Annotated in this window: 19 protein-coding genes and 1 tRNA gene; 15 read left to right on the forward strand and 5 right to left on the reverse strand. The window is 35.8% G+C overall.

Going from position 1 to position 15,383, the window contains the following annotated elements; translation table 11 throughout:
• The first annotated feature begins 240 nt into the window (after window positions 1-240).
• Complete coding sequence (locus A6B43_RS00395; protein ID WP_124210627.1) at window positions 241-513, forward strand: hypothetical protein; 273 nt, start codon at window positions 241-243, stop codon at window positions 511-513.
• A gap of 22 nt (window positions 514-535) precedes the next feature.
• On the opposite strand, the gene A6B43_RS00400 is transcribed toward A6B43_RS00395, so the two are convergent.
• Complete coding sequence (locus A6B43_RS00400) at window positions 536-1,018, reverse strand: hypothetical protein (protein WP_124210628.1); 483 nt, start codon at window positions 1,016-1,018, stop codon at window positions 536-538.
• Between the two features lie 382 nt (window positions 1,019-1,400).
• Between A6B43_RS00400 and A6B43_RS00405 the strand changes: the two genes are divergently transcribed.
• The 14 genes from A6B43_RS00405 to A6B43_RS00470 all read left to right on the forward strand — a co-directional run bounded on the left by A6B43_RS00405 (window position 1,401) and on the right by A6B43_RS00470 (window position 11,652).
• Window positions 1,401-2,933 carry an SIR2 family protein gene (locus A6B43_RS00405; RefSeq protein WP_237306907.1) on the forward strand — a complete coding sequence of 511 codons (1,533 nt, stop codon included), beginning with the start codon at window positions 1,401-1,403 and terminating at the stop codon, window positions 2,931-2,933.
• A gap of 110 nt (window positions 2,934-3,043) precedes the next feature.
• A complete protein-coding gene (locus A6B43_RS00410) occupies window positions 3,044-3,727 on the forward strand; it encodes a DUF2846 domain-containing protein (RefSeq protein WP_124210629.1) in 684 nt (227 codons plus the stop codon).
• 368 nt (window positions 3,728-4,095) lie between these two features.
• A complete protein-coding gene (locus tag A6B43_RS00415) occupies window positions 4,096-4,773 on the forward strand; it encodes a P22AR C-terminal domain-containing protein (RefSeq protein WP_124210630.1) in 678 nt (225 codons plus the stop codon).
• A 107-nt stretch (window positions 4,774-4,880) separates the two neighbouring features.
• Window positions 4,881-5,117, forward strand: coding sequence for a hypothetical protein (locus A6B43_RS00420; RefSeq protein ID WP_124210631.1), 237 nt, complete (start codon window positions 4,881-4,883; stop codon window positions 5,115-5,117).
• A complete protein-coding gene (locus A6B43_RS00425) occupies window positions 5,114-5,353 on the forward strand; it encodes a hypothetical protein (protein WP_124210632.1) in 240 nt (79 codons plus the stop codon). The genes A6B43_RS00420 and A6B43_RS00425 overlap by 4 nt, the downstream gene beginning before the upstream one ends.
• Window positions 5,346-5,567: a hypothetical protein gene (locus A6B43_RS00430; RefSeq protein ID WP_124210633.1), complete on the forward strand. Its 222-nt coding sequence runs from the start codon at window positions 5,346-5,348 to the stop codon at window positions 5,565-5,567. Before A6B43_RS00425 ends, A6B43_RS00430 begins: the two co-directional genes overlap by 8 nt.
• 42 nt (window positions 5,568-5,609) lie before the next feature.
• Complete coding sequence (locus A6B43_RS00435; protein ID WP_170152422.1) at window positions 5,610-6,530, forward strand: recombinase RecT; 921 nt, start codon at window positions 5,610-5,612, stop codon at window positions 6,528-6,530.
• Between the two features lie 239 nt (window positions 6,531-6,769).
• A complete protein-coding gene (locus tag A6B43_RS00440; RefSeq protein ID WP_124210635.1) occupies window positions 6,770-7,444 on the forward strand; it encodes a translocation protein TolB precursor in 675 nt (224 codons plus the stop codon).
• 55 nt (window positions 7,445-7,499) lie between these two features.
• Complete coding sequence (gene rdgC, locus A6B43_RS00445) at window positions 7,500-8,402, forward strand: recombination-associated protein RdgC (protein WP_124210636.1); 903 nt, start codon at window positions 7,500-7,502, stop codon at window positions 8,400-8,402.
• On the forward strand, window positions 8,399-8,638 hold the full coding sequence (locus A6B43_RS00450; RefSeq protein ID WP_124210637.1) for a hypothetical protein: 240 nt from the start codon (window positions 8,399-8,401) through the stop codon (window positions 8,636-8,638). The genes rdgC and A6B43_RS00450 overlap by 4 nt, the downstream gene beginning before the upstream one ends.
• A gap of 2 nt (window positions 8,639-8,640) precedes the next feature.
• A complete protein-coding gene (locus tag A6B43_RS00455) occupies window positions 8,641-8,913 on the forward strand; it encodes a DUF6378 domain-containing protein (RefSeq protein ID WP_124210638.1) in 273 nt (90 codons plus the stop codon).
• 302 nt (window positions 8,914-9,215) lie between these two features.
• Entirely contained in the window at window positions 9,216-10,475 is a 1,260-nt protein-coding gene (locus A6B43_RS00460) for an AAA family ATPase (RefSeq protein WP_124211020.1), read from the forward strand.
• On the forward strand, window positions 10,475-11,143 hold the full coding sequence (locus A6B43_RS00465; protein ID WP_124210639.1) for an RloB family protein: 669 nt from the start codon (window positions 10,475-10,477) through the stop codon (window positions 11,141-11,143). The genes A6B43_RS00460 and A6B43_RS00465 overlap by 1 nt, the downstream gene beginning before the upstream one ends.
• A gap of 215 nt (window positions 11,144-11,358) precedes the next feature.
• Window positions 11,359-11,652, forward strand: a complete 294-nt coding sequence (locus A6B43_RS00470; protein WP_124210640.1) for a hypothetical protein — start codon at window positions 11,359-11,361, stop codon at window positions 11,650-11,652.
• On the opposite strand, the gene A6B43_RS00475 is transcribed toward A6B43_RS00470, so the two are convergent.
• The 4 genes from A6B43_RS00475 to A6B43_RS00490 form a co-directional block, all read right to left on the reverse strand.
• On the reverse strand, window positions 11,649-12,644 hold the full coding sequence (locus tag A6B43_RS00475; RefSeq protein WP_124210641.1) for a tyrosine-type recombinase/integrase: 996 nt from the start codon (window positions 12,642-12,644) through the stop codon (window positions 11,649-11,651). The genes A6B43_RS00470 and A6B43_RS00475 overlap by 4 nt on opposite strands.
• 214 nt (window positions 12,645-12,858) lie before the next feature.
• Window positions 12,859-12,944: transfer RNA gene (locus tag A6B43_RS00480), tRNA-Leu, on the reverse strand.
• Between the two features lie 12 nt (window positions 12,945-12,956).
• On the reverse strand, window positions 12,957-13,280 hold the full coding sequence (secG, locus tag A6B43_RS00485; protein WP_124211021.1) for a preprotein translocase subunit SecG: 324 nt from the start codon (window positions 13,278-13,280) through the stop codon (window positions 12,957-12,959).
• Between the two features lie 158 nt (window positions 13,281-13,438).
• The gene (locus A6B43_RS00490) at window positions 13,439-15,340 is read right to left on the reverse strand and encodes a DNA topoisomerase III (RefSeq protein ID WP_124210642.1); all 1,902 of its coding nucleotides are present in this window, start codon (window positions 15,338-15,340) and stop codon (window positions 13,439-13,441) included.
• Window positions 15,341-15,383 lie beyond the last annotated feature (43 nt).

Genomic DNA, 15,383 nt, shown 5'->3' on the forward strand with positions numbered 1-15,383 from the left:
AAAACGCAGTAACCCTGCAATGTTCTTTAACAAAACGAATAACACCCTAAAGCCTTAATGGTTCGTAAACGTGTACGAGGGTGGCTGAGGTAAACACGCTATTGCCTTAATAGGCACTATTCAAAACTGCATTCAAACAACATCACATCAACACTGAGCGAGATTGTTTTCAATCTTAATCACTAGCGAAAGACGAGTTTTAGCAAGTGCAGTTTTGAATGGCATAAAAGGGAGTCTGAAATGACAATGATTATTCAACGCCAAGCAGGGCAAAAATACTGTGAAAAAACTGAGGTGAGAGAACTCGGTGCAGCAGGTCGAAAAGTTCGGCGTTTTGCAAAAAACCGAAAGCCTAAATCCACCTTATCTAAAGTTGAACGGGCTTGTAGTGTTCCCGTAAAAACCAAGCCTTTAATTGATGTAGCAAACTACAATTTCAATAAAGGCAAGAAAACGCCCCACACCGTTCGAGCAAAAGAAAAAAGAACCTGTGGCTGTCGGGAATTGATTTAAAGATCATCAAGATGGTCGTAGATTAGAACTTTTCGCCACAAAATTTAGCAATAAATTTCTGGTAACAGTTGAGCTTGGTATCATCTTGTAATTCAAGCTGAATAGCCGAACGCTTATAGGCAATCTCTACAAGAACGCCTGTAATAGGGTTATCAATCGAATTGATCTCTAACAACGCCTCAGAAATTTCATCATCACTCATCATTGAATAACGATGAATCAACGCTGAATATCTGTTCATTGTAATTTGTGAGGCGACCGCTTTTTCACCCAAACGGTAAACAAAAGATAACGCACTTAATACGGCTAAAATAATACCAATAGCAATGTTAAGATTAAAATCTGAAGAGTATCGGCTTAAATCACCAATAATAGCGGATGAAAGTAATAATTGAATAATCGTAAAGAGATTATTAAGACGAGAGTTAAGGCAGTAAAACAAACGTTCTAAATTATAGCTGTAATATAGTTTAAATACTAAATCACTTCGTTTGCTATTTTCCATTCATATATCCTCATTTGGGTTTAGGCGTTGGTTTAGGTGGGACGTGAGCCCGTTCTTTTGATGTTTCTCGTTTCGCCGTTTTCATCATCATTCCTTATTTTGTGTTTGTGGTATAAATAATATACATCAACACAAAATAGACGACAAGTTCCTTTGTGTGTTTGTGGTGAACCCAAGGACGAGTTTGCCTATTCTCGTTTAAAAATAGGCACTATTCAAAACCGCATTCTATCCCCCTTTAGGTTTTTAAGTGTTTTTGTTCACCTAAGAGAGTGCGGTTCTGAATGGTATAAACACTCCGCTCTCCCACCTAAGATGTGGGATTTTTATCAAAAATCGTAATCGATCTCTCTTTAACTAACTGGTACACTAAGGATAATTTATGATGCTCGAGACAAGAAAAATGAACATTGATGACTTTATTAAAAATTATCAAAATCACCCAGTGCTTTTTATCGGTACAGGATTTAGTTTACGCTATCTAGAAAATTCATTTAGTTGGGATGGACTATTACAACATATTGCAGAAAAAATGGATAATAACGATGAAAAGTATCTGGAATTAAAAGTACAACATAACCATAAAAATTTTGACCAAATAGCCTCTATCTTAGAACAAAGATTTACAGATTTTCTTCAGCAAAACAGAGACCACCCTGACTTTAAAAGTGTAAATGATAAATTTTTTGAACTAGCTAAACAAAATAAAACAGTATCTAGGTTAAAAATATTTATCGCTGAAATATTAAATAATCTCAATAAAAAAAATGAACAAAGTTTAAATGAAGAAATTTCACTACTTAAAAAAGCTAGAAAAAACATAGGCTCAATTATTACAACAAATTATGATAAATTAATTGAAGATATATTTGAATTTAACCCTCTAATTGGAAATAATATTCTATTAAGCAATCCTTATGGTTCTCTTTATAAGATCCACGGCTGCGTTTCCGCGCCAGAAAGCATGATAATTACGAAAGAAGATTATACTAATTTTGATAAAAGACACGAACTAATTCGAGCTCAATTATTATCATTGTTTATTCATAACCCTATTATTTTTATTGGTTATAGTATTGGTGATAACAATATTAAATCCCTGTTAAAAACCATTTTTACTTATGTTCAACCAAACTCAGAACAAGCTAAAAAAATAAAAGATAACTTCCTACTTGTAGAATATGAGGCAGGCTCTCAATCTAGTGAAGTGTGTGAACATGATATTGACCTAGAAGGCTATGAGCTTATTAGAATTAATAAAATAAAAACAGATAACTATGCTCAAATTTACCAAGCCATCTCACATTTAGTATTACCCGTAACCGCTATGGATATAAGAAAAGTCCAAAATGTAATGGCTGAAATAGTTAGTGGCGGTGGTAATATTAAGGTAAGTATTACTGAGGACATTGACTCATTAAGAAATGATGAAAAAATTCTCGCTATTGGTTCAACTAAAACAGTTGAATATAAATATCAGAACTTGTCAGAAATGATGAAAAACTACTTTACTATTATTGAAGAAGAAAATGTTCCATTAATAAATTTATTAAATCACCAAAAAATAAGATCTAGAGATTTCTTTCCTATTTTTGGATTTAATAAAATATCCCATACATTAGATAAAGTTGAAGAATACAAAGAAATTCAAATCAAAAAACTAAAATCACATATAAACAGAATTAAAGAAAAACATATTAGCAGCAACTATTCTATACAAGATATTATTAATAGTGATGAAATAGTACCTTCTGCTAAAGAAGGGGCTATATTCTTTGAAATTTTCCAAGGAAATATTTCCTTAAATGAATGTAAAGAATATCTTAGTACATATCAAAATAAAGATAGCACTGACTATAGACGATTACTTTGCCTTTACGATTATATGGTCAATAACACTGAACCACTTATATAAATCTAATTGACAACCCACTGCTCTTTGTTCTAGACTATCCCCACTTTCAACAGAAAGTCATAAGCCACAATTAAGTGGCTTTTTTTGTATCTTCTGGGGGGCGGTTTTCAATGAAAAAATTATTAATTGGATTATTGGCATTAGTATTGGTTGGTTGTGCAGGTGGGACTAAAGCCCCTCGCCAACAAGATTATGTAGCTAAAATGTTTAATGTGCCTAGTGATGGCACATCAAACCTGTATATATATAGAAATGAAATACTCGGCGGTGATGTCGGTATGGATATCTATATTGATGAAAAGAGAATAGCGAGAACAGGTCCTCAAACCTATATTTTAGTAAATCTACCTGCAGGGAAACATAGAATTGAGGGATTTGCAGGAAGAAAGCCTAGCGTTTTAACCGTAAATTTATTGCCTAACTCTTTAAAATTTATTTGGCAAGAAGTTAAAATAGATCTGTTATTCGCAGAAAATAAATTACAAGAAGTCAGCGATGATATAGGTAAAAAAGGCGTACTAGAAAGCCAATTATTAGAATCTAGCTATCAACTACCGAAAAATAAAGCGACTACAACGGTCAAGAATGCTAATCCGAAATCAAATCATCGCCATTCTTCGACACCTAAAGCGAATAAAATCCAAAAGTCTGCATCGGTAAATCAGCCAATAAAAACCGCTAAAAAGCGCAAAATCTATTACAGTAGTGGCTGCCCTTGCGGATATGGATATTGTTACGGCCCAAGAGGTGGGCGTTACTGCATTACCTCAGGTGGAAATAAAAGTTACCGATAATCACACTCAAGCCCTGTTGCATTCAATGGGGCTTTTTTTATTTGACACCGCCCCTACTTCGGATTAAGATAATCTCACTTTCAACAGAAAGTCGGGATTTGCAGCCCTGAATTAGTACTAGGCGGTAGAGATAATTAGTCGCCTAAATGGTGGCTTTTTTTATAGCCGAAAATCAGTAAATCAAACCTTTTAAAGGGGTACATCAAATTGATACCCCCCTTCATAAGTAGTCAATGATGAACTGATTAAGGGGATCGAAAGATCCACCGTTTACCTAGTACAACGGCACTGCAAACCTTGATCAGTTCATCACCAGTTATTGCAGTGGCTAGTGATGAGTTTTAAAACTTGTACTAGGAGCAGTCAAAATGACTACATTAACATTTCAAAATAAAACACTTTCGGCTATTAATCAGCAAAATCAAATTTGGCTAACTGTTACAGAAATTGGAAAAGCATTAGGTTATTCAGATCCATTTAAGTCTGTTAAAAACCTTTATGATCGCCACCAAGATGAATTTACCCCTTGTATGACACAACTTGTCGAAATGCAAACCGCAGGCGGAATGCAAAAAGTCCGTATCTTCTCATTGCGTGGCTGCCACCTTATCGGAATGCTCTCACACACCAAAGTCGCAAAAGAGTTCAGACGCTGGGTACTTGATATTCTCGATAAAGAAGTCGGCAATGTACAAAATTCACAACCTAACCTACCGCTTGTGGAAGAAAAGAAATTCACGTTTGAATTAACTCAAGACGAAATTTCTACCCTACTCTGGCTTTGGTTTATCGCAGAAAAAGAGCGTGATTTAATTGACAACCTTGCCCCCGCACTTCGATCAATTGGCTCACATTTTGCACCTACCGCAGAAAGCCACGCAACGGAATATAAGTTCTCAATCGAGCGAGCAAGAAAAATATTGCTCAACCTGAGCCAAACACTCAACGTAACCCCGTGGGAAGACACAAGCCTTTCCCGAGTGCTACCCAAAATCCGCAATTTCAATAGCGGAAATCCACAACGTCCAAGACTAACTAGACGCTAAATTTCCCCAAATCCGACCGCTTGAATTGTTCGGTTTTTCCGAACAGTTCACCAGCGGGGGATTTTTGCACCCTAAATTCACTAAATCGACTAAAAAAGGAACACAAAATGAAAAACATACTTCTCAGCGCCTTATTTATCATTGCTTTCTGCCTAGTAGTTGGCACAACACTCACCCAAGCAAAATCTAGCCCCATCGAAGAACAGCCCATCGCAACACCCGAAAGCTACTTCGATGATAGCTATATCGAACCACCCTACAACCCCTGCAAAGACCCTTTCTTGCACATTTACCGCAGTGTGGAATATGAACAACGCCAAAAACAGTGTGAGGTGGCACAATGAAACCACAAACCAACGCAACTCTGCCCCAAGCTAAAACCAAAGTAATCAAAGGCAAAAATGGAATGTTCTGGGGATATATCTACCTTGATGGCAAAGAAATTGAAAAAGTCGGCGGAAAAACAGGCTATATGAGCGAATTAAACTGCATTACCTACCTCAATCAACGAGTGGATTACCACAACAACCAAAAGAACGTAAACATACCTCGTTATGTTAAGGAGCAACAAAATGCCTGACTGCCTCAATGAACAAAGACGGATAGAAATTGAAGCACATTACGATAAGCAAGATCAACAACACGAAGCTGAAATTGCTCTCTCTGATGAACTCGAAAGCCTATTAGAAAATAACGGCTTTGGTGATTTCTACTACGCATTAACAGGCACAGAAGCCTTTGAAAATGCCTTGAAAGAAGAAGCCAAAGCAAGATTTCCACAGTTATTTAACTAACAAGCAATGAATTAACTGCTTAAACTCGTAAAAGGAATGGTTATGAATAATCAACAACAAAATAAAGAGGAAAATAAACCTGCTGTAACACGTCAATCAACAATAAAAGCACTGATCAATGGGAAGGCTACCCAAACACGAATTATGCAGTTGCTTGGTGATAGTGCAAAGATGGAAAAATTTTCTGCAACTCTCATTAATATTGCTTTAGACGGTTCTCTTTCAACCTGCTCACCAGCCAGTATTGTGAAATCAGGATTGCAGGCAGCTGAATTGGATTTATCACTCAATAAAAATATGGGACTAGCTTATATCGTTCGTTATCAAAAAGATGCCGAATTCCAAATAGGCTATAAAGGCTGGCAATTATTAGCCAAACGTGCAGGTATTCGATTGAATGTTACCCCAATCTATGATTGTGATGAATTTGAAATCTCAAGTGATGGGTTTGATACTACAATCAAACATATTCCAAATTTAGATGCTCAACAAGATCATTTGCCAGAATGGGTTGAATCACACCTTAAAGGCGTACTGGTTTCTACTAAAGAAGACGGTGAGATTTCTCATAAATTTGTGAGTATTGGAAAAATTCAGCAAATTGCGGGGGTCAGCCCAAGCAAGAAAAAAGGGAGCTATTCTCCTTACTCATTGTGGAATTTGGAAATGTATATGGGTAAGGCAACTAAATATGTATTGAGTAAAATGCCTATGCAAGAACAAATAGCAAGAGCAGTTGAAATAGAAAATGAAGTCGATAAAAAACAAATGACTGAGAATCAGCACTCAAAAGATAATGATATTTTTGAAGCAGAGTTTTCAACTATCGTAAGCGATGAAGTATTTCAGAAATGCAAACAAAACATCATCAATGGCGAAACCACATTACAAGACCTGTGTGATAGTGGTTTTGAGTTCTCACCAGAACAATACGAAGAATTGGAGAAATTAGAGGTTAAATAATGAAAATATATTACATCTATTCCGACTATTACGATCAAGACTGGATCGATCATATCGAAAGCCTACAAAGTATAACGGTATTTAGAAATAAAAATGCGATTAGGCAAGCGTTAGAATACTCAGCTACAAAAGATAAATGGAACAGTTTCGACATTGTAGAGAAAGGCAGATCTTGCGACTTAATTGATCAAAACAAGCATTTTAATATGGTTTTTGCTGTACAGGCTTTGGAGTAGCAAATGAATAACCTATTCAAACTCAAAGCAAGGTGTTCATCACTGTCTCAATTTATTGGTGAACCTAAATCAAAAGCCGATAAAGAAGCGGGCAAACTCACTAATACAGCTAAATCTGCCGTGCGTGACAAAATAAAGTTAGATTTGTTTGGCTATCAATCGTTTGAAGGGAATAAACAGACCCAAAAAGGCAATCAACTTGAAGACCAAGCGATCAAACTCAGTGGATTAACTCGAGGGCTCGCTCTCAAAAAGAATACCGAACGGCGAGAAAATGACTTTATCAGTGGCGAATGCGATATTTATGTGCCAACTCGCAAGCTGATTATTGATACAAAATGCTCGTGGGATATTGGATCACACCCGTTCTTTCGTGATGAAGCCGAAGAAAAAGCCAAAAAACAGGGCTACGATATTCAAATGCAAGGCTATATGTGGCTATGGGAATGCGAGCAAGCTCAAATAGACTTTGTTCTCTTACCCACCCCTTTTGATTTACTTTCGCCCTATGAAGACAGTGAACGATACATTGATCTCGTTGAACAAATCCCACAATCACAGCGTATCACCACCATTACGATTAAACGTGATGACAAAATGATACAACGTATTCAAGAGCGAGTTCAGGCAGCTCAAGATTACTATGATGAACTGATTGCGGAATTAACGAAACATTAAACGCCTACAAAGCCACCTAGTGGCTTTTTTATTACCTTATTATCGGAGACTAAATATGTTCTGGTTCAAAAATATCATTATCTACCGCTTAACATCTGCAATTGATTTCTCAAATATTGAAAACGCATTGCAACAATCCAAATTCTCTGATTGCCAGCCCTTAGATTGGAGTAAATTTGGTTGGGATTCGCCACTCATAACCAGTGATCAATTACATTTTGAATCAAATAATCAGCTTTTACTTGTGGCACACAAAGAAGAAAAAATTATTCCCGCCGAGGTTATCCAAAAAGAAACGAACACTCGCATTGAAGCCCTTGAAAAGAAAGAAGAACGGAAATTACGCAAAACAGAAAAGCAAGCAATTAAAAACGATGTAGTAACAACCCTACTTCCCCGTGCTTTTAGCAAACATCTATTTACTGCAATCTGGATTGACATTAAACGCCAGCTAATTTTTATTGATACCAGCTCATCTAAACGTGCCGAAGATACGCTTGCTTTATTGCGGAAAACGCTCGGCTCACTGCCTGTTGTACCACTTTCTTTCATTAAACTACCGCTTGAAGTAATAACCGAATGGATCACACACAACGATCTGCCTCAATGGCTCACATTACTTGAAGAAGCAGAACTGAAATCATTTAATGATGAAAGCGTGATCCGCTGTAAACGACAAGATTTAGAAAGTGATGAAATTACCAACCATCTCGAAGCGGGAAAATATATCACTAAATTAGCGTTAGACTGGGAAAACCATTTATCTTTTGTTCTTAAGGAAGATGGCTCACTCTCTCGTATTAAATTCGCTGATGATATTCTTGAGAAAAATGACGATATTCTCAAAGAAGATATAGCACAACGATTTGATGCGGACTTTTTCTTAATGACTCACGAATTAGCCGATTTGATCGACAAACTTACTATTGAATTTCACGGTATTAAGGAGACTATATGAAACTCCCCTATAACCCCTTTACCCTACGGCGGCAACTAAAATACTACATCTCGCTTTGCAATGCACAAGGTCAAGACATTGTGAATGCCAATGAACACATCGCTCAACTGATTGATGAAAGCAATCATAAAACCAAGCTCATTCAGCGATTAGAAAAAGACCTTGAAATTGCCAATAACCAAATTAAAGCCAGTGAAATTGCTGTTGAATTGATCACAAATCAGAAAGGAAAGTGAAAATGAACATTAACGAAACCTTATCAGAACGAGAAAAAACACACGGTGATTTTTATCAAGGCGCTATTATTTTTGATTCCTTAATGGAAATAGTCAAAAACCACGAAGAAAATTTAAACGTCTCACACCGCTACGCATTAACAATGATAATGGGGAAAATCACTCGTATTTTAGAAGGTAATGCCTTTGAACCCGATCATTGGCGAGATATTGCAGGCTATGCAACATTAGGCGGACGATTGAATGTTACGGAGAGAAAAGATGAAACCATTTAATTTAGGAAAGGCATTAGCAGGTAAACTTTGTGTAACTAGAAGCCGTAAAAAGTTAAAATTATAGCTAATAGAGAAGTACTTGACTAGGTGCGCAAATTAAATGAGTTCCGTCAGCATGTCCAGATTACAGGGACGGAAGTTAGTCGTAGAGAAGTATATTAGCAATGAATACAAAAATAGTAAACAAACATTGCTATTTTACTTATTTCCAAAGAGAAAATGATTGATACCCTTGAAGAAATCTATCTTTAATGTTATTTTTGGAAATAATTTCCAAAAATAACATTAAAAAAGGACTTGCTATGCTTATTGACTTTAGTACGAAAAATTTCCGTTCATTTAATGAATTGCAAACCTTTAGTTTAATTAAAAGTAAAAGTAGTGAGCTACCTAGTAATACTTTTAGCATTAGTGATAACTCGAACTTTAGTTTACTAAAAACTGCAGCCATCTATGGTGCTAATGCTAGTGGAAAATCTAATTTTCTAAAGGCATTATTGACGATGAAACTTATGGTCACAGCAAATTATCAGCGTGGAGATAAACTTCCTGTTGTTCCGTTTAAGTTGAATAATTGTACAATCAACCAACCAACAGAATTTGAAGTTACATTTATTGTTGATAACGTACGTTATCAATATGGTTTTAGTGCTTCAACAACCCAAATTTATGATGAATGGCTATTTGTATATCCTAAAAATCACGCTCAAAAATGGTTTGAGAGAAGTTGGAATAAACAAAACAAATCATACGATTGGAGATTTGGCTCATTCTTATTAGGTTCAAAGCAAATGTGGGCTCAATCAACAAGAGAAAATGCTTTATTCTTAGCAACTGCAGTGCAATTAAACAATGAACAATTAAGGCCTATTTTTGATTGGTTTAATGATACCTTGCGCTTTGCTAGCTCGGGTGGATTTGATCCTATGTTTACCGCAAATTTATGTGAAGATAATAGGAAAAATGATATTCTAAAATTTCTAAAAACTGCAGATTTTCATATTTCAGACATCAAGGTTGAAAAAACTGAATTTAATGTTTCTGAATTACCCGCCGATATGCTAGAACCATTAAAAGATTTTTTAACCCAAAGCCTTAAAGGTAAAAAAAAATTAAGGTTAGAGACTATTCATGTTGACAATAATGGAGATCTAGTTCCATTAAATTTCCATGATGAATCAGATGGTACTCAAAAATTTTTTGGTTTTGCAGGTCCAATCTTAGATGTTCTAGAAAATGGTTATGTGTTGTGTATTGATGAATTGAATGTGAATCTACATCCTAAACTTGTTCAGTTTCTAGTTGAGCTATTTCATAATCAAGAAAGCAATCCTAAAAATGCTCAATTAATTTTTACTACGCATGAAACGTCTATTTTAACTCAATATATTTTTCGTAGAGATCAAATTTGGTTTTGTGAACGCTCAAAAGAACATTCATCAGTATTATATCCATTATCAGATTTTAGCCCTAAAAAAGGGAAAGAGAATTTAGAATTAGGCTATCTTTCAGGTAAATATGGCGCATTACCCTTTATTAGTACATTTATGGGAGTAAAATAATGGGAAGTGATGATTTGCATAAAAAAAGAAAATCCCAGACGTTAAAACAAAAGCAACGAAAAATAGGAACAAAAAAACCTTATGACCGAGTTTTAATTGTATGTGAAGGTTCCAAAACAGAGCCTTTATACTTCAAGGCATTGAGAGAAGAATATCAGTTACATACTGCAAATATAGAAATTTGTAACTCGTCAGGTTCAGACCCTATAAGTATTGTAAATCATGCTAAGATACGATACAGGGAAGCTAAAAACGAAAGAAACTCTTTTGATAGAGTGTATTGTGTTTTTGATAAAGATCAACATGCCAATTACAAGCCCGCAATCAAAACCTTAGAAAGCCTAGCACCTAAAAACACATTTTTTGCTATTACATCTATTCCTTGTTTTGAATATTGGATTTTATTACATTTCTCTTATACAACAAGACCTTATGTTGCGACACATAGAAAGTCTGCAGCTGATAGTGTTATTAGTGAATTAAAAAAATATATTCCCCATTATGAGAAAAATGTTAATATTTTTGATATGATAAAAGGTTCTACATCATTTGCAATAACAAATGCCAAAAAAGCAAATGAATCAGCTCAAAGAGGTTCTACGGATAATCCTTCTACCAAAATAGTTTATCTTGTAGAAGATCTTATTAATTTATTAGAGTGTAAATAAGAGTGTTGTAGAAAGCATTGTAATGAATAGAACATAAAGCTCTTTCAATGAAATAGATACAAGAATAGCGGTGTAATACCGCTATTTTTACGAATTAGATGACTTCGACGACTTCAACCGACAATGAAACCCACCGCTTGTAGCGAAAGTTACAGGCGGTTTTTTATTTGACTATACCCTAGCCCACGCTAGGGTTTATTTTTTGGAGAGAAATTATGGAAAAAACTCAACTTTCTATTACACCCGAACTGCTCTTCCACAAAATCTGTGAAGTGCAATCAATGTTAGAAAATCCTAAAGTAGAAAAAGGATTATGGGATATTCACGATGTCGCTGACTATTGCGGATTATCTTATAATCATACTTACACAAATATTGTTTCCGACCCTAGATTTCCTGCACCCGTTGATATTCAAGGGAAAGATGGGGGAAAAGCAAAACGATTATTCGTAAGAGAAGAAGTAATCACCTTCTTTACGAAATACAAAAAGAAGAAAAATCGTGCTTAACCAAGTAAACTCGCCACTTCTTGCATATCTGGGGCATAATAAGTATTAAGTAGAATTTTAATATCCCTATGCCCACTAATTTTTGCCAAAGTCATCACATCTACTTTTTTTGCAAGGCGAGATAATGCTTCTCGGCGAGTATCATGAAAATGTAAATCTGCTTCATCAAGACCTGCCAATGCTTTCATCTTACGAAAAACCGCATCATGAGATGCCGACTTCATTTGAAAAACACTACCATCATCTACTTTCACTTTTTCAAGATGTTTCAAAATTTTTAATGCAAAGGAAGATAAAGGAACGGTTCTTGCAAATCCATTTTTGGTTTTTGGCAATAAAACAGTTGCACTTGTAAAATTCACATCTTCCCATCTCATATTACAAATTTCCCCAGCACGCATTGCTGTTTCAATAGCAAACAGAACGGAAGCACCTACTCGACTAATTAACGTTACTGGCTCAATCTCAAAATCAAATCCTGAAACGAAGATCAAACGGTCAATTTCATCTTGAGAATAACGGCGAGTTCGTGCTGGTGGCTCTTTCGGTTTATCAACAAGAGATAACGGGTTATTCTTCAAAAACTCCCATTTAATAGCTTGAGAAATAACAGCAGACAAGCTCACTCGTTCTCTCAATACACTCAAAACAGAAACTTCTGATAGACGTTGTTCTTGCCATTTCTCAAAATCTTGCTTACTTAATTCAGCAAGATAAACTGAACCTAATGGCGTCTTAGCAATCCGATTTAATCGCAATGCTTCAGGCCTTGCTCCACCTTTATGTATTGTTACTTCTTCTACATATTTATTTATCAGCTCTGCAAAGGTCATTTGAGGAACAGGGCTATATTCCCCTGCATCAATCTGCGATTCAATAGATTGAGCCCAACGACTTGCTTCAGTTTTAGTAGAAAACGTTGCTGTTTTCACAATCCCTTTCTTTCGGATATGAACTCGCCATTTTTCACCCCGTTTAGTAATCGTTGCCATTCTTTTTATCTCCTTTAATGGTGCACTTTGTGGTGCAATTTTGGTGCACTCAAAGTATAAACTAGAATAAAAAAGAATAAAATAGAATAGATTAACAACAAACAACTATATAGAAAAACAATGGTTATAAAACCATATATATTAGGAAATCCCTTGTCTCACAAGGCTTTAGACAAATAAAAAACGCTAACCTTTCGATTAGCGTTTATTTTAATGGTGCTCTGGGCGAGACTCGAACTCGCACATCCTATGGACACTACCCCCTCAAGATAGCGTGTCTACCAATTCCACCACCAGAGCTTTAATATCTATTTACTGAGGAATATCACTATTTTCAGTCTTAGTAGGCTGCTCAATTTTTTGTTGAACTTTACTCAAATCTTCAAACTGACTTTGAGGTGCTCTTGAATGAGTATTTAAATTCCCAATAACCAAACTTACTGTAAAAAAGATAATAGCTAGAATAGCTGTTGTTCTAGATAGAAAATTTGCTGAACCAGCTGAACCAAATACTGTTCCAGCTGCACCAGAACCAAATGAAGCTCCAGCATCAGCCCCTTTTCCTTGCTGAATTAAGATAAATCCAATAAGAAAAATTGCAACAATAAGATAAGCAAAAGTCAAGATATTTAACAGCATTATTTTCTCTTTAATTTTAAAATTCTGTAATTCTGTTCAAACTACGTATAAAAACGTTCTGATATAAGAATCATATAGTTTTCTGTTTTTAGTTGCAAGATGATTTTTTGAAATTTGAGTTATTCGATTTATTTTTCATCATCTACTGATATTTTTTATGATCCCTTTCTATTCAATGGCGATTTACTTGACACAAGCGGTGTTAATTTCGCTAAATTTTGTAAGACTTGTTGATTAGGCGAACGTAATAACTCAGGTAATCGCTGGTATAAATCTTGCATAAATTGTTGATAAGTCGCTTGTTTTTTACTTATGTCGGTTAATTGCATTTCCCAATGAGCGGTCATATCGGGCTGTATAGCTATCTCAGGCAATGCTGCAATCAACGTTTTTCCCGCTTCTGTGCTTTGAATATGTCGCCCTTTTTTAATCAAAAATCCTCGTTTAAATAATAGCTCAATAATACCCGCCCTTGTTGCTTCAGTACCAATTCCATCTGTTTCTCTTAACACTTTTTTCAATTGCTTATCTTTTACAAAACGAGCAATCCCTGTCATCGCAGACAGTAAAGTAGCATCAGTAAAATAGCGTGGTGGTTGCGTTTTTTTACTTAAAATCTCCCCTTTTTCACACTGTAATTGTTGCCCTTTTTTCACTAATGGTAATAATGGTTCAACAATTTCATCATTATCTTCTTTGCCGAGCAAACTTTTCCAGCCCGCAACAATTAAATTACGGGCTTGTGCAACAAAAGTTCCGCCCGCAATATTTAAGACTATTTTTCCTTTACGATATTCGGCATCGGGGCAAAATTGGAATAAATATTGGCGAGCGATCAGCTGATAAATTCTCTGTTCATTTTCAGTTAAATGTACATTACTTTGACGGGCTGTCGGAATAATTGCGTGATGTGCCTCAACTTTACTATCATTCCAACATCTATTTTTTCTATTTGGATCAACAACTTCAGGTTTTTGTGTATATTCAGGAATATGTCGAGCTATTGCTTCCATAACTTTTAAACGCTCAGAAAAATGCTCCTTAGGTAAATAGCGATTATCCGACCGAGGGTAAGTAATCAACTTATGGGTTTCATAAAGTTTCTGACAAATATCTAACACAGCTTGTGCTGAAAGCCCAAATCGGCGAGCCGCATCAATTTGTAATGCCGAAAGTGAATATGGTAACGGTGCAGTTTCTGTTTCAATTTTATCTTGATAATCTGTTACGCAAGCGGGTTGATTTTCAATACGTTTTGCCACATTTTGTGCCAATGCGTTAGACAGCACTCGCCCTTCATCATCTTGATAATCTTCACACGCTTTACTCGGTTGCCATTGAGCAGTAAAGTGTTCTTGCGTTTCTGGCACAATAATATGTGCCAACACTTCAAAATAGTCTTTTGGAGTAAAATTTTCTATTTCTAAATCTCGATGAACAATCAGTCCAAGAACGGGAGTTTGTACTCGTCCAACAGAAAGCACACCTTTATAACCTGCCCATCGCCCTTGTAAGGTATAAGCTCTGGTCATATTTATCCCATATAGCCAATCAGCTCTAGCCCTTGCCAAGGCTGAAGTTGCAAGCGGTATGAAGTCTCGGTTTAATTGCAATCTATCCACCGCTTTTTTAACCGCACTCGGGTTCAAATCACTAATTAAACAACGCTGGATCGTTGCTTTTTTTTCTGATGATAAATTCAAATAGCCAAACACTTCATCAACCAATAGTTGTCCTTCCCTATCAGGGTCTCCCGCATTGACTAAAATATCGGCTTGCTTAATTAATCGCTCAACTACCTTAAATTGCTTTAAAGTTGATTTTTTAGGAATCAATTTCCACTGTTCAGGAATAATCGGCAAATGTTCCATTCGCCATAGCTTAAACGCTTCATTATAAGCATCTGGCTCAGCTTGTTCTAATAAATGTCCAATACACCAAGTTACAATATTTCCATCACCACATTCAATAAACCCTTCTTTATTATTATGTGGCTTTGGCAATACTTGAGCAATTGCTCGGCCTAAACTTGGTTTTTCAGCAATAAATAGACGCATAAATAAGATCGGTTAAACGAGAAAATAGACGCTTTTCAGCGTC

The sequence above is a fragment of the Vespertiliibacter pulmonis genome, assembly GCF_013377275.1.
Lineage (GTDB): Bacteria > Pseudomonadota > Gammaproteobacteria > Enterobacterales > Pasteurellaceae > Vespertiliibacter > Vespertiliibacter pulmonis.